Below are 21,434 nucleotides of genomic sequence, written 5' to 3' on the forward strand. Positions count from 1 at the left end.
GCCGCTCTGGCGCCGCCCTGGCGTCAACCAGGGAGGCCAGGCCACTCTTCCCCTTTGGTCGAAGCAGGCCCCGAAAAGGCGTCATCACGCGCTAGGCTTGCGAAGTTTTCCCTCGTTGGAGCCATGACGATGCCCGCCTCACCTTCCGCCCAGCCTGACACCGGTGACCTCGCCGTGGTGCGTCACGATGATCGTGGGGTCGTCCATCTGACCCTCAACCGCCCGGCAAGCTTCAATGCCCTGTCCCGGGACATGCTCACCGCACTGGATGATGCCTTTGCCGCAATCGACCCTGACCCTTCGTTGCGGGCGGTGGTGATCGCTGCCGAGGGCCGCGCCTTCTGCGCCGGCCATGACCTCAAGGAGATGCGCGAGCTCGGCGACGAGGACGCCTATCGACAGCTCTTCGCCCAGTGCTCCCGGGTCATGCAGCGCCTGCAGGACTGTCCGGTGCCGGTGATCGCTCGAATTCAGGGGCTTGCCACCGCCGCCGGCTGCCAGCTGGCAGCCAGCTGTGACATGGCGGTGGCCGCTCGCTCGGCGCGCTTCGCCGTCTCCGGCATCAAGGTCGGGCTGTTCTGTTCCACCCCGGCGGTGGCGCTGACCCGCAATATCGGTCCCAAGCAGGCCGCCGAGATGCTGTTTACCGGCGAGTTCATCGACGCCGATCAGGCGCTGGAGTGGGGCCTGGTCAACCGGGTCGCCGAGGACGACGCCCTCGACGACAGTCTCGAGGTGCTGCTCGACAGCCTGCGCGCCAAGAGCCAGGTGGCGCTGTTCACCGGCAAGGCCATGCTGGCCCGCCAGCGAGCCCTGCCGCTGGGCCAGGCCTATGCCTACGCAGGCGAGGTGATGGCCGCCAACATGATGGCCGAAGACGTGGCCGAAGGCATCGACGCCTTCGTCGCCAAGCGCGCCCCCCACTGGCGCCATCGCTGATCGCCGGACCAGGCTCAGCCAAGGCAGAGCCGCCTGTGGAAGCCTTTTCCGCAAACGCGACAAGCGGCCGCGCCAACAGGTATGCTAAGGACTGTGCCAAACGGTTGACCCAGGAGATGCAAGGTGACGGAAAGCAAGCGCAGAACGGCCGGCCGACCGGCCAGCGGCAAGGCCAGCGGAGGCCACAGCCAGTCGCTGGTGCGGGGACTCAACCTGCTGGAATTGCTGGCGATGCACCCGGGCGGCCTGGCGCTGTCCGACATCGCCGAGCAGGCCGATCTGGCACCGTCCACGACCCATCGCCTGCTGCAGGCCCTGCTGAGCCAGGGCTTCATCACCCAGGACGAGGAACTCGGCGTCTGGCGCATCGACGTCAAGACCTTTCGCATCGGCAACAGCTTTCTCGAGGCACGCGACTTCGTTGCCACCAGCCGCCCTTACCTGCGCCGACTGACCCGTGAGACCGGCGAGACCGCCAATCTGGGCGTACGTGAAGGCACCACGGCGGTGTTCCTGGCGCAGAGCGAATCGCCCCAGATGATGCGCATGATCACCCGTCTGGGCTCACGTGCCCCGCTGCACGCCTCGGGCGTGGGCAAGGCGCTGATGGCCTGGCTGCCCGACGATGACCTGGAGCGGGTGCTGGCCGAACGCGGTCTGGACCGCGTCACCGTCAACACCCTGTCGAGTCCATCCGAGCTGCGTCGCGCCATGGCCGAGATCCGTGAACGCGGCTACGCCTGCGACCGCGAAGAGCATGCCATCGGCCTGCACTGCGTGGCCGCCTGCATCCACGATGAACTGGGCACGCCGCTGGCGGCCATCTCGGTCTCCGGGCCGGTGGCGCGTATCCCCGACGAACGCCTGTCCCAGCTCGGCGAGCTGGTGCGCGCCACCGCCGCAGAAATTACCGCCCAGCTAGGCGGACGCATTCCCGCCGCCGAGGACTTCAAGCCCTGACACCCGGGTTCACCGGCTCCCCCAAGAGATCCCCCGATGACCGACGCCTGGCGCAAGTACAAGAGCGCACCGCCGCCCGGGACCGCCGTGCTGGAATCGACCAGCCTGGCCCCGGGCGAGAGCCGCTGCCTCAATCTCGAAAGCGACAACGGCCGCTTCCCGCTGATCCTCGCCCGCCACGCCGATGGCCGGGTACACGCCTACGTCAACGCCTGCCCCCATCAGTACCTGCCGCTGGACGGGCGCGGCAGCAACATCCTCAGCCGCGACGGCGAGCTGTTGATCTGTACCCACCACCAGGCCTGCTTCCGTCTCGACAGCGGCGAGGGCATCTCCGGCCCCGCCCAGGGCGAGGCACTGGACCCGGTACCGGTGGAAGAGGTCGATGGCTGGTGGGTGATCGGGGAGTGAGGGGGCGAATCTGCCCGTCGCAGTGGCGACTTGACCCTTATCCGCAGTGAGGACCTGCCCTCGATCCCGGCCCCAAGGCCAAGCATGGGATTGACGCCCTTGATGCACAACGACGCTGGTTTGACCCTCTCCTTATCGAGATCCCCGCCAAGACGCGCGACGAACCTGGATTGCTGGTTATCGGCTCGATCGAAGGCAAGCACTGTTCTGCCGTTGTAACGCCGCGCGACCGGGCTACGCATAATCTCTGTAAGGCGCTCGCGGAAGGAAGAGGTGGAGCTCCATGAAAGCCAGGACGCTTGATCAAAAAATTCGATGATGGCGAAGACGTCTCGGAAGCCCTCGGCCTGTCCAGGGCTCGGCGCCCCAATCAGACACAAGGACGGGGGCAACGTCGACTTTCCTGTGTGGATGATCGAGTCTCTCGACAAGGAAGCCAGCCGCCCGGGAGTGACTCGCCAATCGATCATCGAGGTGTGGCTGGCCGAGCGCCTGGAGCAGTGCGCGAACAGGCCCTAGCGATCCTGGTCGAGCTCGGGAGAACCCTGCGTCTCCATGGGATCGCCGGAGCGGTCCTGTGACCAGGGGCCACTGCCCTGCTCCAGTCGGTCGAGCTGGCGTTCGAGCTTGCCGATCACGCTTATCAATTGATGACACTCGCCCTGAGAGAGAGCGGCCACCACATCGGCCTCCCATTGCAAGGCATCGGGGATCAAGTCGGCCAGTAAGGCCTGGCCCGCCTCAGTCAGTCGCAGGTGCTGTACACGCTGGTCACTGGGCGAAGGCGTTCTTCGGATCAGACCGCGCTCCTCCAGGGCCTGTACGGCCCGAGAAATACGCACCTTATCCATGCGAGTAGCTTGGGCGATCTGCTTGGCCGATAGCTCATCCAGGTGCGACAACCACGCCAGCACTCGCCACTGGGCAATGGTCAACTGGTAACGTTCGGCGTACATCTGCGAAAGCGCCTGACTCAAACGGTCCGCCAGACTGTTCAGCCGGTACGGCAGGAACTGCAAAAGATCCAGATGCGGTAACCCGCTGCTGGTCGGTGTTTCTCGCTTACGCGAGCCCATGGCCTCGTCCCCGTGGTCAGCGTCCATCGCGACAGCGCCACGCCAGCGTGGCACGCCACCATCCGTCACTGACGATAACCGGGAACGCCAGAACCGGCAACGTAGCTCGCGACCTTACCATCAGCATCGCTTTCGCACTCACGCCTGGCTCTCGCGACAGGCTACTACCTGGTCTCTGCCGTCACGCTTGCCGACGTAAAGCGCCTTGTCGGCGCGATGAATCAGCACTTCCAGATTGTCCTCATCGGGCCGGGCTTCGACAATGCCGATGGTAACGGTGACCGCCGCCCCCCTCTCACCCCCCTCAAACGGCAGCGCCAGGTCGGCGACCGCTCGATGCAGACGTTGTGCGACCGGCAAAGCGTCACTCAAGGAGGTATCAGGCAATGCGACCACGAACTCTTCTCCGCCGAAACGCGCGATCAGATCATGGGAACGCAGTGACTCGGCACACACTCGGGCGATCTCCATCAGCACTCGGTCTCCATGACTGTGGCCCCAGGTGTCATTGATAGTCTTGAAGTGATCGACATCCAGCATAAACAGGCTGAAGGGCGCCTGTGCTTCCCGGGCAGACTCAAACATGCTCTGGGCCCGCTTCATGAAGTGCCGACGATTGGCGAGACCGGTCAAGGCATCGCGCTCGGCCAGCTGTCTCAACTGACCTTCAAGGGACTGACGATGCGCCATCTCACGAAGCAATTGTCGGTTTTGGTCGCGCTCTTCGCTCAATATCGCGAACTGCTTGCGCTGCAGGCGCTCTACCCGCAGCAAGGTGCAGAACCCGACCGCATTGGCCATGATCAACAACAGCGCCATGCGCAACACATCGACGGGCGAACTGTCGGCAAAGATGGCAGAGGCGCACAGAAAACCGATACCCAGATACAGGCTCGCCATCGCCACCACGGTGAGCAGGTTGGGAATCAGCAGATAAAAGGCCATGGTAGCAACGATGACAGCCATCATCTGCGTCGAAAGGGAGTCCGGACGTAGCGGAACAATCAGGATGATGCCCGTCGCCATAACCCACAACGGCAAAGCATGCAGCCAGAGGCGCTGCGAATAGCTTCCCCATCGACCAATCGCCCAAGCCAGAAAAAGACAGCTACCGACGACGACCACGCGCATGGCCAGCAACAGGTAGAGCTCGCGGCTCTGGCCGACATAAAAGTAATCGGAAATCGAGAACATGCCGAATATCAATGCGGCAAGCATCCAGGCCAGTCGTGACTCGCAGCGCACCCTCGGCTTGATCGCGCGGCGATACCAGGCTTCTCGCTCAGTTTCACGAAACTGTCCAGTTAACCAATGCACCAGATGGGGCATCTTTGCCATCGACACTTGCTGTTCTCCCTGTGCATAGGCTCGACGTCTGATGACCGATGCCCACTACCTTCGTCATGTCGAGATCGAAGGGACTTTTGTCCACTTCACGTTGACGGCGTCTTATTATTTTTTAAACAAACGCTTATATGACTTTAAGATAACTCAATAACACGATGATAACGTTACTTTTCGTGGCAGCACTGCCCAATTCTATGCTTTTCGCGGCAATGGCACAGCGTCTGTAATGCTCTCTCGAAGTCCACTTCACTTGCAGGGAAGTAGCCCCCATCTCGTATTGCGGCCTTCACACCCCGCTGGCTATCACGACGCCGATCCACACTTGCCCAACGTGGGTGGGCGCGGTCTAGGCGACCTTTCCCCTGCGCTCATACCGTCGCCTGGCCCCTTGGGGATAGTGTCTACACCGCACCCAACCGCCCAGTGAAGCTTCGCACCATGGCATTGCTATAGACGTATGTCTTAGCCCATCAATCTCATGTTTTTAGAGGATAAATCAGATGCCGGTGGGGTTGGCACCGTCTCTCTAGCGATAAGGCCTGGAATATAGTTTCAAATGAAACTATATTCCAGGCATGCCATAGCGATGATGTGACCGCCTCGACCCGAGCTTTATCACAGGACTCAGTATGCAGTGGGGCGGCGAGCATCCCGACACGACACCTCATCATCCTGAGCGGAGGATTTCCCGATGTCCCAACGTCTCGACCAGACGCCGCTTGCGTATCAAAGCGGTTTTCGTAATCACTTCGCCAGCGAAGCGCTGCCCGGCGCCCTGCCCCAGGGGCAGAACTCGCCTCAGCGCTGCGCCTACGGGCTCTACGCCGAGCAGCTCACCGGCTCGGCCTTCACCGCGCCGCGCAGCCATAACCTGAGAAGCTGGCTCTACCGCATCCGCCCCTCGGTGGCCCAGAGCGCCTACCGCCCGCTGGAGCACGGCGGTCTCGCCACCGCGCCGCTGTCACGTCCCGCCGCGGACCCCAACCAGATGCGCTGGGACCCGGCTCCCCTGCCCGAGGCGGCCACCGACTTCATCGATGGTCTTGCCACCATCGCGGTCAATGGCGACGCCGGCACCCAGGCCGGCTGCGGTGTCCATGTCTATGCCTGCAACCAGGACATGACCGAACGCTTCTTCTACAACGCCGACGGCGAACTGTTGATCGTGCCTCAGCTGGGCACCCTGCGCCTGCGCACAGAGTTCGGCGCGCTCGAGGTGGGCAACGGCGAGATCGCGGTGATCCCGCGCGGGGTCAAGTTCCAGGTCCGCATCAGTGAGGGCGACCAGGCCCGGGGCTATGTCTGCGAAAACTACGGCAGTCCCCTGGAGCTGCCGGGGCTCGGCCCCATCGGCGCCAACGGCCTGGCCAACCCGCGCGACTTCCAGTCGCCGGTGGCCGCCTACGAGGACCTCGAGGGCGACTTCGAACTGGTGGCCAAGTTCTCCGGGGCACTGTGGGCGACCCGGCTGGACCACTCGCCGCTGGACGTGGTCGCCTGGCACGGCAACGTGGCGCCCTACAAGTACGACCTGGCCAACTTCAACACCATCAATACCGTCAGCTTCGACCATCCGGATCCTTCGATCTTCACCGTGCTGACGTCGGCGTCGGACACCGAGGGCATGGCCAACATCGACTTCGTGATCTTTCCGCCGCGCTGGATGGTGGCCGACAACACCTTCCGCCCGCCCTACTTCCATCGCAACCTGATGAGCGAGTTCATGGGCCTGATCCACGGCGAGTACGACGCCAAGGCCGAAGGTTTCCTGCCCGGCGGCGCCAGCCTGCACAACTGCATGTCGCCCCACGGCCCCGACGCCGAGACCTTCGAGAAGGCCTCCGACGCCAGCCTCCAGCCTCAGTATCAAGGGGCGACCCTGGCCTTCATGTTCGAGAGCCGCTACGTCTTCCAGCCTACCGAAAAGGCGCTGGCCGCCGATTTCCGCCAGCGCGACTACGTGGATGTGTGGAAGGGACTCAAGTCCCACTTCGATCCGACGCGGCCCTGACCGACCTCTGCTTTGACCACAAGGAACCCTCTGATGAAACTGGCCACCCTCAAGAGCGGACGCGACGGCGAGCTGATCGTCGTCTCCCGCGACCTGACCCACGCCGTACGCGTGCCGCAGATTGCCACCACCCTGCAACAGCTCGTCGAAGACTGGGACGAGCTGGCCCCGCGCCTTGAAGAGATCTACCAGCGCCTCAACGACGGCGCCGCCGAGGAGGCCTTCGAGCTCGATCTTCAAGCGCTGCACTCGCCGCTGCCGCGTACCTATCACTGGGCCGACGGCTCGGCCTATCTCAACCATGTGCAACTGGTGCGCCAGGCGCGCAACGCCGAGATGCCGGAGACCTTCTGGACCGACCCGCTGATGTACCAGGGCGGCGGCGACAGCTTCATCGGTCCCTGTGACGATATCGAGGCGGTCAGCGAGGAACACGGCATCGACTTCGAGGGCGAGATCGCGGTGATCACCGACGATGTGCCGATGGCGGTGAGCCCCGAGCAGGCAGCCGGCCACATCAAGCTGCTGATGCTGGTCAACGACGTCAGTCTGCGCGGCCTGATCCCCGGGGAGCTGGCCAAGGGCTTCGGCTTCTTCCAGGCCAAGCCGGCCTCTAGCTTCTCGCCGATCTGCGTCACCCCGGACGAGCTGGGCGAGGCGTGGAAGGATGGCCGCGTGCACCTGCCGCTGACGGTCCATCTGAACGGCGACAAGTTCGGCGAGCCCGAGTCCGGCCCGGACATGATCTTCAACTTCCCGCAACTGGTGGCCCACGCCGCCCGCACCCGCTACCTGGGCGCCGGCGCGGTGGTCGGCTCCGGCACCGTGTCCAATCCGGACCCGGATGGCGGCCCCGGAAAGCCGGTGGCCGACGGCGGCGTCGGCTACAGCTGCCTGGCTGAGGTGCGTATGGTCGAGAAGATCCTGCACGGCGACAGCAAGACGCCCTTCCTGCGCTTTGGTGACCGGGTGCGCATCGAGATGTTCGACAAGGCCGGCCAGAGCATCTTCGGCGCCATCGACCAGCGGGTGGTGAAGTACCAACCCAAGGACTGAGCCAGCCCCCTTAAGTCCTGGGGCGGACGTCCACCACCGTCGACACCTCGGCCCTCGACGCCCGCCGTCCCCGGCGGGCGTCCCGCCACCGCTCGGGCCGCCACACGAGCATCGCGCCCGCCCCCGCCAATTTCTGGAACCTGCCATGCAACTCTACGGTTACTTTCGCTCTTCGGCGGCCTATCGCGTGCGCATCGTCGCCAATCTAAAGGGCATCACCCTCGACCATCACCCGGTCAATCTGGTCAAGGGCGAGCAGCGTGATGCCGACAATCTGGCGCGCAATCCCCAGGGCCTGGTGCCGACCCTGGTCACCGACCAGGGACAGGCGCTGACTCAATCCCTGGCGCTTTGCGAATACCTCGACGAGCGCTACCCCGAACCGCCGCTGCTGCCCGGCTCCGCCGAGCATCGGGCGCAGATCCGGGCACTGGCCCAGGCCGTCGCCTGCGAGATCCACCCGCTGAACAATCTGCGGGTGCTCAAGCACCTGACCGGCGAACTCGGGCTATCGGATGACACCAGGCTCGCCTGGTACCGCCACTGGGTAGCAACGGGACTGACCGCCGTCGAGGCGATGCTTGAGCACACCATGGGCGACTTCTGCGTCGGCAACGAGCCGACCCTGGCCGACGTCTGCCTGGTGCCCCAGGTGTTCAACGCCGAGCGCTTCGAGTGCGACCTCGCGCCCTTTGCGCGAGTGCGCGCGGTATCGGAGCGAGCGCGAGCGCTGCCGGCCTTCGACAAGGCGGCACCGGGTGTTCAGCCAGACGCTGTGTGAGATCGGCTACAATAAGCCGACTAAGGAAACACTGACGGAACGATGTTTGCCTCCAAGCAGCAGCATCGACACCGTACCTGACACCAAGGAGTTGCGTGTGCTGAACCCGACCTCCCGCGCCACCGTGGCCCTGCTGGCGGCGCTGACCGCCCTGGGCCCGCTGGCCACCGACATGTACCTGCCGGCCATGCCAGCCATGCGCGAGGCGCTGGGCACCGGAGCCGATCAGATCCAGCTGACCCTGTCGCTGTATCTGATCGGCTTCGCCATGGCGCAGCTGCTGTGCGGTCCGCTGTCCGATCGCTTCGGACGCAAGCCGGTGCTGGCACTCGGGATGGGGGTCTTTCTGCTGGCGAGCCTGGTCTGCGCCTTCGCGCCGAATATCGAGACGCTGCTGGTGGCGCGCTTCTTCCAGGCCCTGGGAGGCTCGGCGGGGCCGGTGCTGGGCCGCGCCGCGGTGCGCGACATCCACGGCCCCTTCGAGGCCAGCCGCATCCTCTCCTATATGGCCAGCGTCATGGCGCTGGCCCCGGCGCTGGCCCCGGTGGTCGGTGCGGGGCTACTGGTGTGGTTCGGCTGGGACGCCATCTTCCTGCTGCTGGCGCTCTACGCCGCCGCCATGCTGGGGCTGATCGCGATGATGCCCGAGCCGCTGCCGCTGGACCGACGCCAGTCGATCAAGCCCTCGGCGCTGGCCATCACCTTCCGCTCGCTGCTCGGCCAGCGCGACTTCGTCGGTTATACCCTGGCCAACGCGGCCGCCTTCTCCGGTCTGTTCGCCTTTCTGTCGGGTTCGTCGTTCGTGCTGATCGACTACATGGGGGTCAGCCCCGACGTCTACGGCTACCTGTTCGCCGCCATCGTGCTCGGTTTCTTCATCGGCTCGCTGACCAGCGCCAAGCTCAGCCGTCGCCGCAGCCGCCACCAGCTGCTGGTCGCCGCCAGCCTGATCGCCGCCCTCGGCGGCAGCACCATGGCGCTGCTCGCGCTGGCCGGGGTGCATACCCCCTGGGCGGTCATCGGCCCCCACATGGCCTACATGATCGGCTTCGGCATCATCATGCCGCAGACCATGGGCGGCGCCCTGGCACCCAACCCCCACTGCGCAGGCTCGGCCTCGGCGCTGTTCGGCTTTATCCAGATGAGCATCGCCGCCGGCGTCGGCGCCCTGGTCGGCCAGTTTCATGATGGCACCTCCCACAGCATGGCCATCGCCATCGGCCTGTCCGGCGTGCTGGCGCTGGTCTGCTACCACTTTATCGTCACCGACAAGGGCGACCTGGAAGCGCAGACGGCGTCGGCCTGACGACCAAGCGCTACGGGACCCTCGAACCTTAACGACAGCGGCCCCGCCTGTTTTCAGACGGGGCCGCTGTCGTTCCAGAGGAACGTATCTACTGACGCCAGGCGCGCACAAACATCCAGGTGCCGAGGCCCCAGGCGCCGTTGACCAGAAAGCCGATGGGGAAGATCGCCGGGTCGATGCCGCGCCCCTTGAGCGGGAACACCACCAGCATGGCCACCAGGGTCAGGGCGATGCCGCCGAACAACCCTGCCTTCCACCAGCCCCCCTGATCGATCCGCCTGAGCGCGAACACCAGCATCATCACAAGCCCCCAGACGCCGCCCCAGAAGCTTGCCGAGAACCAGGCCGGCACGCCCAGGGGGGCGGCGGGTGAGGTGGAATAGGGGGCAAAGGGGATCACCCCGTAGGCGTGCAACAGCCCCACTACCGGCTGGTGGAAGCACAGCACGGCGAGAAAGCCGGCAACGAAGGCCAGGACCAGATGACGGGTCATGCAAGACTCCAGAAAGTGCAGTGACTGGGTGGTAAAGGCACGAGCTTCGGTAACGCCTCGATCACCAAGGACGATGCCTCAGTCACGAGGATAGAGACCGCCCTCGCCCATCAGCACCGCCTGCCCGGCGATCTCGACGCTGACCTTGCCCTTGTCGTCCCGAGTGGCGCGGGCATGGATCTGGCTTGGGCGGTGCATCGCCTCGCCCTGGTGGATGCGCCAGTTGTTGCCCTGGCTCTTCGACTGCTGTCCCAGAAATCCCGCCAGCGCCGCCGCCGCGCTGCCGGTGGCGGGGTCCTCGACAAAGCTGCCGGCGTGGCGCGAGAACATGCGTGCGTGAATCTCGCCGGATTCCTTGGCCTCGCGCACATAGAAGTAGACCTGCTCCACGGCGCTGGGTGACACGTGGCGCTGCCAGGCTTCGCCATCGAGCGCCAGCCGCGCCAGCGCCTGGACGTTGACCAGTTCGACCAGGTGAAACGGCAATCCGCAGGAGGCCTGGACCGGGTCCGCGGCGACGTCATCGAGCTCGAGCCCGGCCAGCTCCGCTGCGCTGGACTGGCCCAGCGTGCTGGTGCCGACCTCCGGCGTGCGCGCCATCTTGAAGCGTGCCAGGTCGCCCTCATAGGTCACCTTAAGCGGCCCGCCAGCCAGATCCAGGATGACCGGGCTATCGGCGCTGACCTCGCCAGCATGCACCAGCCCCTGGGCGGCGATCAGATGGGCCACGCCAATGCTCGGATGGCCGGCAAACGGCAGCTCGCGGTGAGGAGTGAAGATACGTACCGGAAAATGCCGGCTCGCCTGGGCCCGCCCGACGAAGGCCGTCTCGGCCAGGTTCAGCTCGTTGGCGATGGCCTGCATGCGCTCCCCCGCGATACCGTCGGCGTCGAGAAACACCGCCAGTGGATTCCCGGCGAACGGTTGGTCGGTGAACACATCGAGCAGGTAGTAGCGGGTCAGGGACGGCAGCATAGGCGGCTCCACTTGGACTTGGTAGACCAGGGCCAGGCTACATGCGCCCGACACCGGTGGCGCCTTCCAGCATAGAGGCCCCGGCGTCCACCTTGCCAGCGCGCGAACGAGCAAACCCCTCTACGGCAAAGTCAACGCTAGAGCGTTGGCAAGCATCCGTCACCGCCTTTACGGCCTCCCTAATCTGATGAGGGGCACGGCAAGCGCTCTTCGAGGCTGAACTCAGTGTGCACCAGCGGTACACTAGCGCCCGTTCCCACTGCCGAGGCCGCCGTGATGTCCCACCTGCTCTCCATCGACTCCCTGTCCCGCGACGATATCGATCACCTGATGCGGGTGGCGGCCACCATGGAACCCGTCGCCCAGCGACGCAAGGTCACCCGGGTGCTGGAAGGCGCGGTGCTCGGCAACCTGTTCTTCGAGGCCAGCACCCGTACCCGCGTCAGCTTCCACACCGCCTTCTCGCGGCTCGGCGGCAGCGTCTGCGACACCACCGGCTTCACCTTCTCGTCGATGGCCAAGGGCGAATCGCTCTACGACACCAGCCGCGTGATGGCCGGCTACTGCGATGCCATCGTCATGCGCCACCCGGACCAGGGCTCGGTGGCCGAGTTCGCCAGCGCCACCCATGTGCCGGTGATCAACGCCGGTGACGGCCCCGGCGAGCACCCGAGCCAGGCGCTGCTGGACTTCTACACCATCGACAAGGAATTCAGCCGCCAGGGCAAGACCCTCAAGGGTGCCCATGTGCTGATGACCGGCGATCTGAAGTACGGCCGTACGGTGCACTCGTTGATCAAGCTGCTGGCGCTCTACGCCCCCATGCGCGTGACCCTGGTGGCGCCGCCGGGGCTCGAGATGCCCAACCACCTGATCGAGCGGGTCAGCCGCCAGGGCCTGGACGTGGAAGTACGCGAGAGCCTGGCCGGGGACTTCTCCGATGTCGACGTGGTCTACACCACCCGCATCCAGAAGGAGCGCTTCACCGCCGAGATGAGCGAAGGCTTCAACCTGTCGCGGGACTTCACCGTCCACCGCGCCTTCATGGACAGCCGCTGCAATCCGTCCACCATCATCATGCACCCGCTGCCCCGGGACAGCCGTCCGGAGGCCAATGATCTGGACGTCGACCTCAACGGCGACCCGCGCCTGGCGATCTTCCGCCAGACCGACAACGGCATTCCGGTGCGCATGGCGATCTTCGCCACCCTGCTCAAGGTCGAGCACCTGATCGAACGCGACCTGCGCGACGTGCCCTGGTTTGTGCCGGGCAGCGTCGGTGTCGACGACGCCAAGTTCTAGCTGAGGCGGTGCCGGGCGGGAGCCTGGCACCGGCGCCACAGGTTCAGGGGCGCTCCTGCCAGAAGCGCGAGAACAGCTCGGCCTGGGTGTTGATCCCGAGCTTAGCGTACAGGTGCTTCTTGTGGACCCTGACGGTCTCCACCGAGATGGACAGGCGTCGGGCGATCTCCTTGGTCGACCCGCCGCCCAGCATCAGCTGGCTCACCTCGCGCTCGCGATCGGTCAGCCCGAAGCGGGTCGCCGTCTCTTCGACGCCACCTCGGTGCGGATGCCAGGGATGGGGGCCGGGCGTCTCGCCGCAGCGCTCGAAGTGCATGCGCAGTCGCATCAGCTCACCGAGCCAGGGCTCGACCAGATGCAGCAGGCCGATTTCGCTGTGCAGGAAGGTTCGGGTGGAACCCAGCGACAGGCACAGGGTACGACCAGCGCCCAGTGACCGATTGATCTGCACCTCGTCACTGACGATATTGCGCCGGAAGTAACGCCGGTAGTACTCGGTCGTGGTGAACCGTGCCGGGGCCACGTCATCCAGCGTTACCAGGCCATCGAGGCCATTGTCACGGGCGGCGACGTAGAAGGGATCGAGCAGATACAGGCCGCGCTGGTAGTCCTCGAACAGGCTTTCATCGGCGCCGTCGTCCTCGTCGCTTTCGGCCAGGATCGTCGGCGGCTGGTCGGCGTGGAAGACCAGCGCCACCCAGGTGTTGTAGACGATGTGGCGCGCCAGGGTGCGGCTGACGGCCTCCCAGAAGTCTTCACTTTCCAGGCGTGCCAGCAGGCGCGCGAAGTCGCGATGCCAGCCCATCGCCTCGAGCATTCCCGTGGTTCCTTCCTCACTGTTCTGCGACATCTGACGGCGCCTCACCCTATGGGGGTAACCCTGCCATGGAATAGGCAGCCTCGGTGAATAGAGGATACTGACATTCTATAAAACGCCAACCGACAACAACGGCTGTGGAGTCTTCCATGCAGATAGCCCTGGCACAACTTCCCGGCATCGAGGGAAACATCGAGGCCAACCTGGACGCCGCCCTGAGCACCCTGGAACGCCACGGCGACCAGGTGTCGCTGGTGGTCTTTCCCGAAACGCATCTCAGCGGCTTCGCCGAACAAGACCACGTCGACGATCGTGCCCTGGCGCTCGATGGCCCGGAGGTGGCTCGTCTGATCCAGGCCAGCCGTGACCACGACTGCGCCCTGGCCATCGGCCTGCTCGAGCGGGCCGCCGATGGTGTCTACAACACCACGCTACTGATCACCCCGGAAGATGGCATCGCCCTCACCTATCGCAAGACCCACCTGTGGCCCGATGAGCGGGAGCTGGTCGGCCTGGGCCAGCGCATCGGTGTCACCCGCTGGCGCGGGCTGACCCTGGGGCTGATGATCTGCTACGACATCGAATTCCCCGAGACCGCACGTGCCCTGGGCGCGCTGGGCACCGACCTGATGCTGGTGACCAACGGCAACATGGACCCCTATGGGCCGGTACACGCCCGCGCCGCCCAGGCCCGCGCCCAGGACAACCAGTGCTTTGTCGCCATGGCCAACCGCTGCGGTGAGGGCGCCGGCCTGACCTTCGCCGGCCACAGCGCGGCGTATTCGCCGCTTGGCGAGACCCTGTTCGAGGCCGATCGCGACGCGGGGGTACACCTGGTATCGCTCGACCTCGAGCTATTGAATCGTGCCCGGCGGGACTATGACTACCTGGCCGATCGACGCGTCTCGCTGGACCTTCAGCGCGACGACGACTCACGAGGCCCCGGTTTCCGCCTCATCTGACCCGGCTTTCCTGACCATGATTGCCTGAACATGGTTGCCTGACCCGACTGTCCATCACCAACAACCATAACGCGAGCCCCAAGATGTCTCACTCCAAGCCCCAACTCGGCCTGTGGCAGGTCGTTCTATTCGGCCTTGCCTACATGACACCGATCATCGTCCTCGGCACCTTCGGCGTGCTGGCGGTGGTCTCCGAAGGCGCGGTATCCGGCGCCTACGCGGCGGCACTGATCGCCATGCTGTTCACCGCCCACAGCTATGGCCGCATGGCCAGCGCCTACCCGGTGGCCGGCTCCGCCTACGCCTATGTGCGCCACGCCATCAACGATCGACTGGGTTTCATGGCCGGCTGGGCCATCCTGCTGGACTACCTGTTTTTGCCCATGGTGATCTGGCTGATCGGTGCCGCCTATCTGCACTCGGCCTTTCCGTCCGTTCCGGTGCCGGTGTGGCTGATCGCCTTTATCGCGGTCACCACCTTCATCAACATCATCGGCCTCAAACTAGCAAGCCTGGTCAACAGCGTGCTGATGCTGGTTCAGGTGCTGGTGATCGCCGCCTTCGTCGCCCTGGCGGTGCACTACGTACTCGGCGACCCCAGCCAGCCGCTGTGGAGCCTGACGCCCTTCTTCGGCAGCGCCGACAGCCCCCAGATGCCACTGCTGATGGCGGGCGCCGCCGTCGCCTGTTACTCCTTTCTCGGCTTTGACGCGGTGACCACCCTGACCGAGGAGACCCGCGACGCCGAGCGGACCCTGCCCCGCGCCATCCTGCTGATCACCCTGCTGGGCGGCCTGATCTTCATCCTGGTGTCCTACTTCGTGCAGCTCGCCGCGCCGGGCTACCAGTTCACCAATGCCGACGCCGCCGCCTACGAGATCGCCCGCAATATCGGCGGAGACGTCTTCGTCTCGATCTTTCTGATCGGCCTGGTCGTCGGCCAGTTTGCCTCCGGCATCGCGGCCCAGGCCAGCGGCTCGCGACTGCTTTACGCCATGGGCCGCGACGGAGTCCTGTCGACCCGCCTGCTTGGGCGCCTGGGACGCTTCGGCACGCCTACCGGTGGCCTGATACTCAGCGGCGTGGTGGCGCTGCTGGCGTTGACCATGGACGTGCTCTCGGCGGCTTCCTTCATCAACTTCGGTGCCTTCCTGGCCTTCGCCCTGGTCAACCTGTCGGTGATCGCCCACTACTACATCAAGCAGGGCCGACGCGGCCTGGCCGACAGCCTGTACTTCCTCGTCGCGCCGACCATCGGTCTGCTGGCGATCCTGTGGCTGATGGCCAGCCTGGACCGCTCCGCGCTGATGCTGGGCGGGATCTGGCTGGCCTGCGGCCTGGCGTGGCTGGCCTGGCTGACCCGCGGCTTCCGCCAGGCGACACCGGAGCTAAGCCTGGAGGGTTGAACCTGCCTGGGTCGATTGCCCCGAAAAAAGCCCGAGGCCAAGGCCTCGGGCTTTTTGGATGCTTCACAAGTTCGGTGCAACAGTGGCGACCTCAGCGGCTCGGCAACCCTTCCTCCCGGGCAAAGAAGCCCTCCAGGATCAGCACCGCGGCGATGCCATCGACGCTTTCCTTGCGCGTCAGACAGGTTCCGCCGGCCCTTGGCGGCTCGGCAACCCTTCCTCCCGGGCAAAGAAGCCTTCCAGGATCAGCACCGCGGCGATGCCATCGACGCTTTCCTTGCGGTAATTTCCCCCGTGTCCCTGCTCCCGGGCGATGGCCTTGGCCTCCCGGGTGGTGCCGCGCTCGTCGAACATCTCGCACTCGACCCCGTAGCGGCCAAACAGCCGCTTGCCGAACTTGCGCGCACGGGTGCTCATCTCGCTCTCGCTACCGTCCATGTTGAGCGGCAGGCCGACCACAAAACGGTCGGGCTGCCACTCCTCGATCAGCGCGCTCACCCGTTGCCAATCGGGAATGCCATCCCGGGCCGGCAGCGGCTCGAGCTCCCTGGCGCTGCGCAACAGCTCGTTGCCCACCGATACGCCGATGCGCCGGGTGCCGAAGTCGAAGGCCAGGATCAGGCGCTCTCCCGGCTCACGCTTGCGACTGGCCATCAGCCGTGCCCGGCCTCGCGGGTCATCAGGTTGAGATCGATCCCGAGGATCCCGGCGCTGGCTGACAGGCGCTGCTCCGGCGGCGTCTCGAACAGCACGTTGGCGCGGCCTTCCACGGTCAGCCAGGCGTTGTCCATCAGCTCGTTCTCGAGCTGACCGGACTCCCAGCCGGCGCAGCCCAGGCACACCAGAAAGCGCTCGGGGCCCTCGCCCTTGGCCAGCGCCTGGAGCATGTCCATGGAGGTGGTCAGGGCGATATCGTCGGTGACCTGGATGCTCGAATCCCAGGGTTCGGCGGAGCCCGAGTGCAGGATAAAGCCACGATCCTTGTGCACCGGGCCACCGTAGTACACCGGGGCCTGGGCGTTGGCCGCTTCCTCCACGCTGATCTCGAGCTGCTCGAACAGGGCGTCGAGGGTCAGGTCGGTGGGCTTGTTGACGATCACGCCCATGGTGCCGTTCTCGTCGTGGTCGCACAGGTAGCTGAGCGTCCCGGCGAAGTTCGGGTCTTCCAGATGGGGCATGGCCATCAGGAAATGGTTCTTCAAGCTTTGCATGTGACTCCCAGGCGGTCTTGCGCGCCGTCCAGATGCGTGGCCAGGCCTCAGGGCGAGTCGTCGCCCCGACGGCCCGGCAGGATGCCCCCAGTGTACCATCCGGGGGCATGGCGCTCAGTGACTGTGGGGAAAACTCGACGTGATCGACGGTCTAGCCGCGCGCCGCCAGGCGACGCTCGATGGCGTCCATCAGCAGGCCGGCGATGTCTGTGCCGCGCTGGTCATCGATCTCGCGCACGCAGGTCGGGCTGGTGACATTGATCTCGGTGATGTAGTCACCGATCACGTCGAGCCCGACGAACATCAGGCCCTTCTCCTTGATCACCGGCTTGACCTGCTCGACCAGCCAGTAGTCGCGATCGGTCAGCTCGCGGCTGACGCCACGACCGCCGGCGGCCAGGTTGCCGCGGGTCTCGCCGGCGGACGGGATCCGCGCCAGACCAAAGGGCACCGGCTCGCCGTCCACCAGCAGGATACGGGTGTCGCCGTCCTTGATCTCCGGCAGAAAGCGCTGTGCCATGATCTGGCGCCGGCCGCGTTCGGTCAGGGTCTCGATCACCGCCCCCAGGTTCCGCCCCTCGGGGCCGATGTGGAAGATGCCGCTGCCACCCATGCCATCCAGCGGCTTCAAGATGACGTCGCCGTGCTCGGCCTGGAAGGCGCGGATCTCGCTGTCGCGACAGGACACCAGGGTCGGTGTGCAGCACTGCGGGAACTGCTGGGCGAACAGCTTTTCGTTGCACTCGAACAGCGGCCGGGTCGGGTTGACCACCAGCACGCCCTCGCGCTCGGCGAAGGCCAGCAGATGCACGGCGTTGAGGAAGTGGCCATCCACCGGCGGGTCCTTGCGCATCAGGATGACGTCGAGCTCCGCCAGCGGCCGCGACTCGACCTCACCCAGGTCGAACCAGTGCTGCGGGTCGCGGTGGACCTGCAGCGGGCGCTGGTGGGCATAGGCGCGGCCTTCCTTGAGGAACAGGTCTTCCTGTTCCATGTAGCAAAGCGACCAGCCGCGATCCTGAGCGGACCACAGCATGGCGAGACTGGTGTCTTTCTTGTAGGTCAGCTGGTCGATGGGGTCCATCACCACGCCGACACGAAGGGGGCGATTGGTCATTCGGGGGTCGTCCGCTAGCGGTAGATGCCGTCAAGTATGCCCGACACCCCAGGCACCACCAAGGTCAGTCGCTGTCGGCCGCTTGCCTACACCCGGCGACACGCCGATTCAGACTCACTTCAGTCGCCGTCGCCGTCGCCGTCGCTGGTCGCGGTGGCGCCTGAGTCCCTGGGCGCCAGGCGCACCCCGCTGTCCTCGATGATGATCAAGCGTCGCTTGTAGAGCCGACCGATGGCCTGCTTGTAGGCATTCTTGCTGACGCCCAGGCGCGCCTTGATCTCGGCGGCCTGACTCTTGTCCGACAGCGGCAGGTAGCCGCCAGCGTCGCGCAGTGCCTTGAGCACCTGTTCGCCGACCACGTCCAGACGGGCCGAGCCCGGCGGCAGTAGCGACAGGTCCAGCCGGCCATCCTCGCGCACCCGCTTGACGTAGCCTGTCAGGCGCTGGCCGCGGCGCAGCGGGCGGCTGATCTCATCGTGATAGATCAGCCCCCAGCAGCGGTGATCGACCACCGCCTTGACCCCCAGGTCGGTGGTGTCGGCGATAACCAGGGCGACCTCATCGCCGGCACGATGGTCATCGCTGTGATCGGTGATGTAGCGCTCGAGACGCTGGGAGGCCACCGGCCGCCCGCTGCGGTCCTCGCTGACCTTGACCAGTACACGCCGGCCCACGGCCGGCGTCAGGCGCTGTTCGCTGAGTGGCAGCAGCAGGTCACGCTCGTGGCCCCAGTCGAGAAAGGCACCGAAGTCGGTGACCTGCACCACCCGCAGATCCGCCACCTCACCCATGGCGACCTTGGGTGAGCCGTGGCCCTGACGAGATCGTCCCGACGAGGTCGACCGCGAGGACTTGCCGGCAGCACTTCGAGAGCGGCTGTTCGCAGGGTCGTTCGAGGCGCTGTTCGAAGAGCGATGCGAAGACGGCTTGTCATTGCTGGAGCGCGGTGGTGTACCACGACGGCGGGAATCTGACATGGGGAGGGGTTCCACAAGAATGTGCAGCCCCATTATGGCGACTGCCGCGGGCATATGATACCGCCCGCGGCACTTGCCTTGCTGACACCTGCAAGCTGACGCCTGCAAGCTCACACCCGCAAGCTCGCACCTACAAGGTCAGGTCCACAGACGGCCTGTACCCTGCCTTTGAGACGAACGCCTGTGCAACGACGCTCAGGTCGGCCAGCTGGGCCCTCGCTTGCTCAACCGCCGGGTGTTGGAGGATGTCTTGCGCCCCAAGGGTTTGATCGCCGCCGTCAGCACCTGGTCGGGGCTGCGGCCACTGATCGCCGCCCGCTGGGCGGCCATGGCGGCCTGGGTAAAGGCCGTCATCTTCTCGGTGACCATGCGCAGGTCCTCGCCGGGAGCCACCGACCAGAACCCTTTCATCCCCATCAGTCGCATGCCGATCACCATCTGGGCCTCGACCAGCATCTGGGTCATCTTCATCCCCATCATCCAGTAGCCAAGGGGCGTACCCCATTGAGCCATCGGGGAGGCTGCACGACGTCTCGCCATCATCCTTCTCCTTCATCAGCGGGCAGGAATACCCATTTCAGAGTAGTTGGGTAGACGCTATCCCTTACAAGCTACTCGATCCGGACGCCCAGCGCTCACCTCAATGACGGTGATTTTCTTCATCGACAGCGACTGATGGGAAAGGCTCAGCTCTCGCGCTTGCCATCCACCAGGCGGCTGACGTTCAGCGGGTTGCCATCCTTGAGCGCCTGCGGCAGCAGGGCGTCTGGCAGGTTCTGATAGCACACCGGGCGCAGGAAGCGGTAGATGGCGGCGCTGCCGACCGAGGTGGTGCGCGAGTCAGAGGTGGCCGGATAGGGGCCACCGTGGACCATGGCGTGGCACACCTCGACGCCGGTAGGCCAGCCGTTGGCCATCACCCGACCGGCACGCCGCTCGAGGATCGGCAGCAGGCCACGGGCCGCGTCGATGTCGCCGTCGTCCATCTGCAGGGTCGCGGTCAGCTGGCCCTCGAGGCCCTCGGCCAGTGCCTTGACCTCGTCCAGGTCGGCACACTCGACCACCAGCGAGGTCGAACCGAACACCTCGGCCTGCAGCGCCTCATCATTGAGGAAGTCGCTGGCCTTGGCCAAGAACAGGCCGGCCTGGCACTGGTTGGGTCCGTCGCCCTGGGGGCCGCGCGCCACTTCACGGGCCTTGTCGCTGCCGCCCAGGGTGTTGACGCCCTGGGTGTAGGCGTCGTGGATGCCCGGCGTCAGCATGGTCTGAGCGCCTGCGCCCTTGACCGCTTCGGCGGCGGCTTCGACGAAGCCGTCGAGCGCCTCGCCCTTGACCGCGATCACCAGCCCCGGGTTGGTGCAGAACTGACCGGCCCCCATGGTCAGCGAGCCGACGAAGGCCTCGCCCAGCTCCTTGCCACGGGCCTTGAGCGCCTCGGGCAGCAGGAACACCGGATTGATCGAGCTCATCTCGGCGTACACCGGGATCGGCTCGGGACGCGCCTGGGCGGTCTTCATCAGGGCGGTGCCACCGCTGCGCGAGCCGGTGAAGCCCACCGCCTTGATCCGCGCGTCGCTGACCAGGCCCTGGCCGACCTCGCGACCGGAACCGAACAGCAGCGAGAACACACCTTCCGGCAGTTCACAGCGGGCCACCGCCTTCTGCAGCGCGCGGCCGACCAGCTCGGAGGTGCCAGGGTGGGCCGAGTGGGCCTTGACCACCACCGGACAGCCGGCGGCCAGGGCCGAGGCGGTGTCGCCGCCGGCCACCGAGAACGCCAGCGGGAAGTTGGAAGCGCCGAACACCGCCACCGGACCCAGGGCGATGTGGCGCTGGCGCAGGTCGACCCGCGGCATCGGTTCACGGTTCGGCAGGGCCGGATCGTGCCGCACGTCGAGCCATTCGCCGGCGCGCACCACCGAGGCGAACAGGCGCAGCTGGCCGCAGGTACGGCCACGCTCGCCCTCAAGACGTGCCTGGGGCAGGCCGGACTCCTGCATGGCCCGCTCGATCAGGGCGTCACCGAGCGCCTCGATCTCGTCGGCGATGGTCTCGAGAAAGGTCGCACGGGCCTCGAGGCCGGTCTCGCGGTAGCTATCGAAGGCCGCCCAGGCCAGTTCGCAGGCACGCTCGACCTCGGCCTTGGAACCTGCTTTGTAGCCAGGCTCGAGGGTCTCGCCGGTGGCAGGGTTGACGGCGTGGATGGGCTCGCCCTTGGCCTCGATGGCCTGGCTGCCGATCAGCTGCTTTCCTTCCAATGAATACATAAAAACTCCTTGAAAATTTG

23 protein-coding genes are annotated in these 21,434 nt (G+C 65.6%); 12 read left to right on the forward strand and 11 right to left on the reverse strand.

Annotated elements, in window-relative coordinates; all coding sequences use genetic code 11:
* Positions 1–129: 129 nt before the first annotated feature.
* The 5 genes from KUV74_RS09850 to KUV74_RS21055 all read left to right on the forward strand — a co-directional run bounded on the left by KUV74_RS09850 (position 130) and on the right by KUV74_RS21055 (position 2,829).
* Positions 130–939, forward strand: coding sequence for an enoyl-CoA hydratase (locus KUV74_RS09850; RefSeq protein WP_045993886.1), 810 nt, complete (start codon positions 130–132; stop codon positions 937–939).
* A gap of 123 nt (positions 940–1,062) precedes the next feature.
* On the forward strand, positions 1,063–1,899 hold the full coding sequence (locus KUV74_RS09855; protein ID WP_108131892.1) for an IclR family transcriptional regulator: 837 nt from the start codon (positions 1,063–1,065) through the stop codon (positions 1,897–1,899).
* Between the two features lie 36 nt (positions 1,900–1,935).
* A complete protein-coding gene (locus KUV74_RS09860) occupies positions 1,936–2,310 on the forward strand; it encodes a Rieske (2Fe-2S) protein (RefSeq protein ID WP_045993884.1) in 375 nt (124 codons plus the stop codon).
* A 134-nt stretch (positions 2,311–2,444) separates the two neighbouring features.
* A complete protein-coding gene (locus KUV74_RS21050; RefSeq protein ID WP_409996588.1) occupies positions 2,445–2,597 on the forward strand; it encodes a hypothetical protein in 153 nt (50 codons plus the stop codon).
* A 124-nt stretch (positions 2,598–2,721) separates the two neighbouring features.
* Positions 2,722–2,829 (forward strand): hypothetical protein, encoded by a 108-nt coding sequence (locus KUV74_RS21055; RefSeq protein WP_409996585.1) that lies wholly within the window; start codon positions 2,722–2,724, stop codon positions 2,827–2,829.
* Here the strand turns inward: KUV74_RS21055 and KUV74_RS09865 are convergent.
* Together KUV74_RS09865 and KUV74_RS09870 are read right to left on the reverse strand one after the other, a co-directional pair.
* Complete coding sequence (locus KUV74_RS09865) at positions 2,826–3,386, reverse strand: MarR family winged helix-turn-helix transcriptional regulator (protein WP_261395285.1); 561 nt, start codon at positions 3,384–3,386, stop codon at positions 2,826–2,828. The two genes, KUV74_RS21055 and KUV74_RS09865, sit on opposite strands and share 4 nt — an antisense overlap.
* Before the next feature lie 138 nt (positions 3,387–3,524).
* Positions 3,525–4,724 carry a sensor domain-containing diguanylate cyclase gene (locus KUV74_RS09870; protein ID WP_222516231.1) on the reverse strand — a complete coding sequence of 400 codons (1,200 nt, stop codon included), beginning with the start codon at positions 4,722–4,724 and terminating at the stop codon, positions 3,525–3,527.
* A 700-nt stretch (positions 4,725–5,424) separates the two neighbouring features.
* Here KUV74_RS09870 and hmgA point away from each other — a divergent pair.
* The 4 genes from hmgA (at position 5,425) to KUV74_RS09890 (ending at position 9,887) form a co-directional block, all read left to right on the forward strand.
* Complete coding sequence (hmgA, locus tag KUV74_RS09875) at positions 5,425–6,744, forward strand: homogentisate 1,2-dioxygenase (protein WP_222516232.1); 1,320 nt, start codon at positions 5,425–5,427, stop codon at positions 6,742–6,744.
* 33 nt (positions 6,745–6,777) lie between these two features.
* Entirely contained in the window at positions 6,778–7,800 is a 1,023-nt protein-coding gene (locus KUV74_RS09880; RefSeq protein ID WP_222516233.1) for a fumarylacetoacetate hydrolase family protein, read from the forward strand.
* Positions 7,801–7,945: 145 nt separating this feature from the next.
* Positions 7,946–8,581, forward strand: coding sequence for a maleylacetoacetate isomerase (gene maiA, locus KUV74_RS09885; RefSeq protein ID WP_222516234.1), 636 nt, complete (start codon positions 7,946–7,948; stop codon positions 8,579–8,581).
* A gap of 97 nt (positions 8,582–8,678) precedes the next feature.
* Positions 8,679–9,887, forward strand: coding sequence for a multidrug effflux MFS transporter (locus tag KUV74_RS09890; protein WP_222516235.1), 1,209 nt, complete (start codon positions 8,679–8,681; stop codon positions 9,885–9,887).
* 88 nt (positions 9,888–9,975) lie between these two features.
* On the opposite strand, the gene KUV74_RS09895 is transcribed toward KUV74_RS09890, so the two are convergent.
* Together KUV74_RS09895 and KUV74_RS09900 are read right to left on the reverse strand one after the other, a co-directional pair.
* Entirely contained in the window at positions 9,976–10,380 is a 405-nt protein-coding gene (locus tag KUV74_RS09895; RefSeq protein ID WP_222516236.1) for a hypothetical protein, read from the reverse strand.
* Positions 10,381–10,458: 78 nt separating this feature from the next.
* Complete coding sequence (locus KUV74_RS09900) at positions 10,459–11,355, reverse strand: PhzF family phenazine biosynthesis protein (RefSeq protein WP_222516237.1); 897 nt, start codon at positions 11,353–11,355, stop codon at positions 10,459–10,461.
* Between the two features lie 273 nt (positions 11,356–11,628).
* On the opposite strand from KUV74_RS09900, the gene pyrB reads away from it, so the two are divergent.
* Positions 11,629–12,657 carry an aspartate carbamoyltransferase gene (pyrB, locus tag KUV74_RS09905; RefSeq protein WP_108449436.1) on the forward strand — a complete coding sequence of 343 codons (1,029 nt, stop codon included), beginning with the start codon at positions 11,629–11,631 and terminating at the stop codon, positions 12,655–12,657.
* 43 nt (positions 12,658–12,700) lie between these two features.
* On the opposite strand, the gene KUV74_RS09910 is transcribed toward pyrB, so the two are convergent.
* Entirely contained in the window at positions 12,701–13,507 is an 807-nt protein-coding gene (locus KUV74_RS09910) for a helix-turn-helix transcriptional regulator (RefSeq protein WP_222516238.1), read from the reverse strand.
* A 116-nt stretch (positions 13,508–13,623) separates the two neighbouring features.
* Here KUV74_RS09910 and KUV74_RS09915 point away from each other — a divergent pair, with 116 nt between their 5' ends.
* Positions 13,624–14,436 (forward strand): carbon-nitrogen hydrolase family protein, encoded by an 813-nt coding sequence (locus KUV74_RS09915; protein ID WP_045993850.1) that lies wholly within the window; start codon positions 13,624–13,626, stop codon positions 14,434–14,436.
* Positions 14,437–14,519: 83 nt separating this feature from the next.
* Complete coding sequence (locus tag KUV74_RS09920) at positions 14,520–15,842, forward strand: APC family permease (RefSeq protein ID WP_222516239.1); 1,323 nt, start codon at positions 14,520–14,522, stop codon at positions 15,840–15,842.
* Between the two features lie 177 nt (positions 15,843–16,019).
* Here KUV74_RS09920 and ruvX read toward each other — a convergent pair whose 3' ends face one another.
* From ruvX to KUV74_RS09950, 6 genes are all read right to left on the reverse strand, one after another.
* Complete coding sequence (gene ruvX / locus KUV74_RS09925) at positions 16,020–16,496, reverse strand: Holliday junction resolvase RuvX (RefSeq protein ID WP_222516240.1); 477 nt, start codon at positions 16,494–16,496, stop codon at positions 16,020–16,022.
* The gene (locus KUV74_RS09930; protein ID WP_045993847.1) at positions 16,496–17,053 is read right to left on the reverse strand and encodes a YqgE/AlgH family protein; all 558 of its coding nucleotides are present in this window, start codon (positions 17,051–17,053) and stop codon (positions 16,496–16,498) included. The genes ruvX and KUV74_RS09930 overlap by 1 nt, the downstream gene beginning before the upstream one ends.
* A gap of 151 nt (positions 17,054–17,204) precedes the next feature.
* Positions 17,205–18,170 carry a glutathione synthase gene (gshB, locus tag KUV74_RS09935; protein WP_108131902.1) on the reverse strand — a complete coding sequence of 322 codons (966 nt, stop codon included), beginning with the start codon at positions 18,168–18,170 and terminating at the stop codon, positions 17,205–17,207.
* A gap of 119 nt (positions 18,171–18,289) precedes the next feature.
* Positions 18,290–18,961 (reverse strand): S1 RNA-binding domain-containing protein, encoded by a 672-nt coding sequence (locus KUV74_RS09940; RefSeq protein WP_231498552.1) that lies wholly within the window; start codon positions 18,959–18,961, stop codon positions 18,290–18,292.
* 381 nt (positions 18,962–19,342) lie between these two features.
* Positions 19,343–19,687 carry a hypothetical protein gene (locus KUV74_RS09945; protein WP_083970522.1) on the reverse strand — a complete coding sequence of 115 codons (345 nt, stop codon included), beginning with the start codon at positions 19,685–19,687 and terminating at the stop codon, positions 19,343–19,345.
* 146 nt (positions 19,688–19,833) lie between these two features.
* On the reverse strand, positions 19,834–21,414 hold the full coding sequence (locus KUV74_RS09950) for an aldehyde dehydrogenase (NADP(+)) (protein ID WP_222516242.1): 1,581 nt from the start codon (positions 21,412–21,414) through the stop codon (positions 19,834–19,836).
* Positions 21,415–21,434 lie beyond the last annotated feature (20 nt).

This window comes from Halomonas sp. DP1Y21-3 (assembly GCF_019801245.1).
Lineage (GTDB): Bacteria > Pseudomonadota > Gammaproteobacteria > Pseudomonadales > Halomonadaceae > Halomonas > Halomonas litopenaei.

What these genes read in the sequence shown, in the direction of transcription:
- KUV74_RS09850 (WP_045993886.1), top strand. Translation starts at nt 130, where the DNA reads ATGCCCGCCTCACCTTCCGCCCAGCCTGACACCGGTGACCTCGCCGTG.
- KUV74_RS09860 (WP_045993884.1), top strand. Translation starts at nt 1,936, where the DNA reads ATGACCGACGCCTGGCGCAAGTACAAGAGCGCACCGCCGCCCGGGACC.
- KUV74_RS21055 (WP_409996585.1), top strand. Translation starts at nt 2,722, where the DNA reads ATGATCGAGTCTCTCGACAAGGAAGCCAGCCGCCCGGGAGTGACTCGC.
- KUV74_RS09865 (WP_261395285.1), bottom strand. Translation starts at nt 3,386, where the DNA reads ATGGGCTCGCGTAAGCGAGAAACACCGACCAGCAGCGGGTTACCGCAT.
- KUV74_RS09870 (WP_222516231.1), bottom strand. Translation starts at nt 4,724, where the DNA reads ATGGCAAAGATGCCCCATCTGGTGCATTGGTTAACTGGACAGTTTCGT.
- hmgA (WP_222516232.1), top strand. Translation starts at nt 5,425, where the DNA reads ATGTCCCAACGTCTCGACCAGACGCCGCTTGCGTATCAAAGCGGTTTT.
- KUV74_RS09880 (WP_222516233.1), top strand. Translation starts at nt 6,778, where the DNA reads ATGAAACTGGCCACCCTCAAGAGCGGACGCGACGGCGAGCTGATCGTC.
- maiA (WP_222516234.1), top strand. Translation starts at nt 7,946, where the DNA reads ATGCAACTCTACGGTTACTTTCGCTCTTCGGCGGCCTATCGCGTGCGC.
- KUV74_RS09895 (WP_222516236.1), bottom strand. Translation starts at nt 10,380, where the DNA reads ATGACCCGTCATCTGGTCCTGGCCTTCGTTGCCGGCTTTCTCGCCGTG.
- KUV74_RS09900 (WP_222516237.1), bottom strand. Translation starts at nt 11,355, where the DNA reads ATGCTGCCGTCCCTGACCCGCTACTACCTGCTCGATGTGTTCACCGAC.
- KUV74_RS09910 (WP_222516238.1), bottom strand. Translation starts at nt 13,507, where the DNA reads ATGTCGCAGAACAGTGAGGAAGGAACCACGGGAATGCTCGAGGCGATG.
- KUV74_RS09915 (WP_045993850.1), top strand. Translation starts at nt 13,624, where the DNA reads ATGCAGATAGCCCTGGCACAACTTCCCGGCATCGAGGGAAACATCGAG.
- KUV74_RS09920 (WP_222516239.1), top strand. Translation starts at nt 14,520, where the DNA reads ATGTCTCACTCCAAGCCCCAACTCGGCCTGTGGCAGGTCGTTCTATTC.
- ruvX (WP_222516240.1), bottom strand. Translation starts at nt 16,496, where the DNA reads ATGGCCAGTCGCAAGCGTGAGCCGGGAGAGCGCCTGATCCTGGCCTTC.
- KUV74_RS09930 (WP_045993847.1), bottom strand. Translation starts at nt 17,053, where the DNA reads ATGCAAAGCTTGAAGAACCATTTCCTGATGGCCATGCCCCATCTGGAA.
- gshB (WP_108131902.1), bottom strand. Translation starts at nt 18,170, where the DNA reads ATGACCAATCGCCCCCTTCGTGTCGGCGTGGTGATGGACCCCATCGAC.
- KUV74_RS09940 (WP_231498552.1), bottom strand. Translation starts at nt 18,961, where the DNA reads ATGGGTGAGGTGGCGGATCTGCGGGTGGTGCAGGTCACCGACTTCGGT.
- KUV74_RS09945 (WP_083970522.1), bottom strand. Translation starts at nt 19,687, where the DNA reads ATGGCGAGACGTCGTGCAGCCTCCCCGATGGCTCAATGGGGTACGCCC.
- KUV74_RS09950 (WP_222516242.1), bottom strand. Translation starts at nt 21,414, where the DNA reads ATGTATTCATTGGAAGGAAAGCAGCTGATCGGCAGCCAGGCCATCGAG.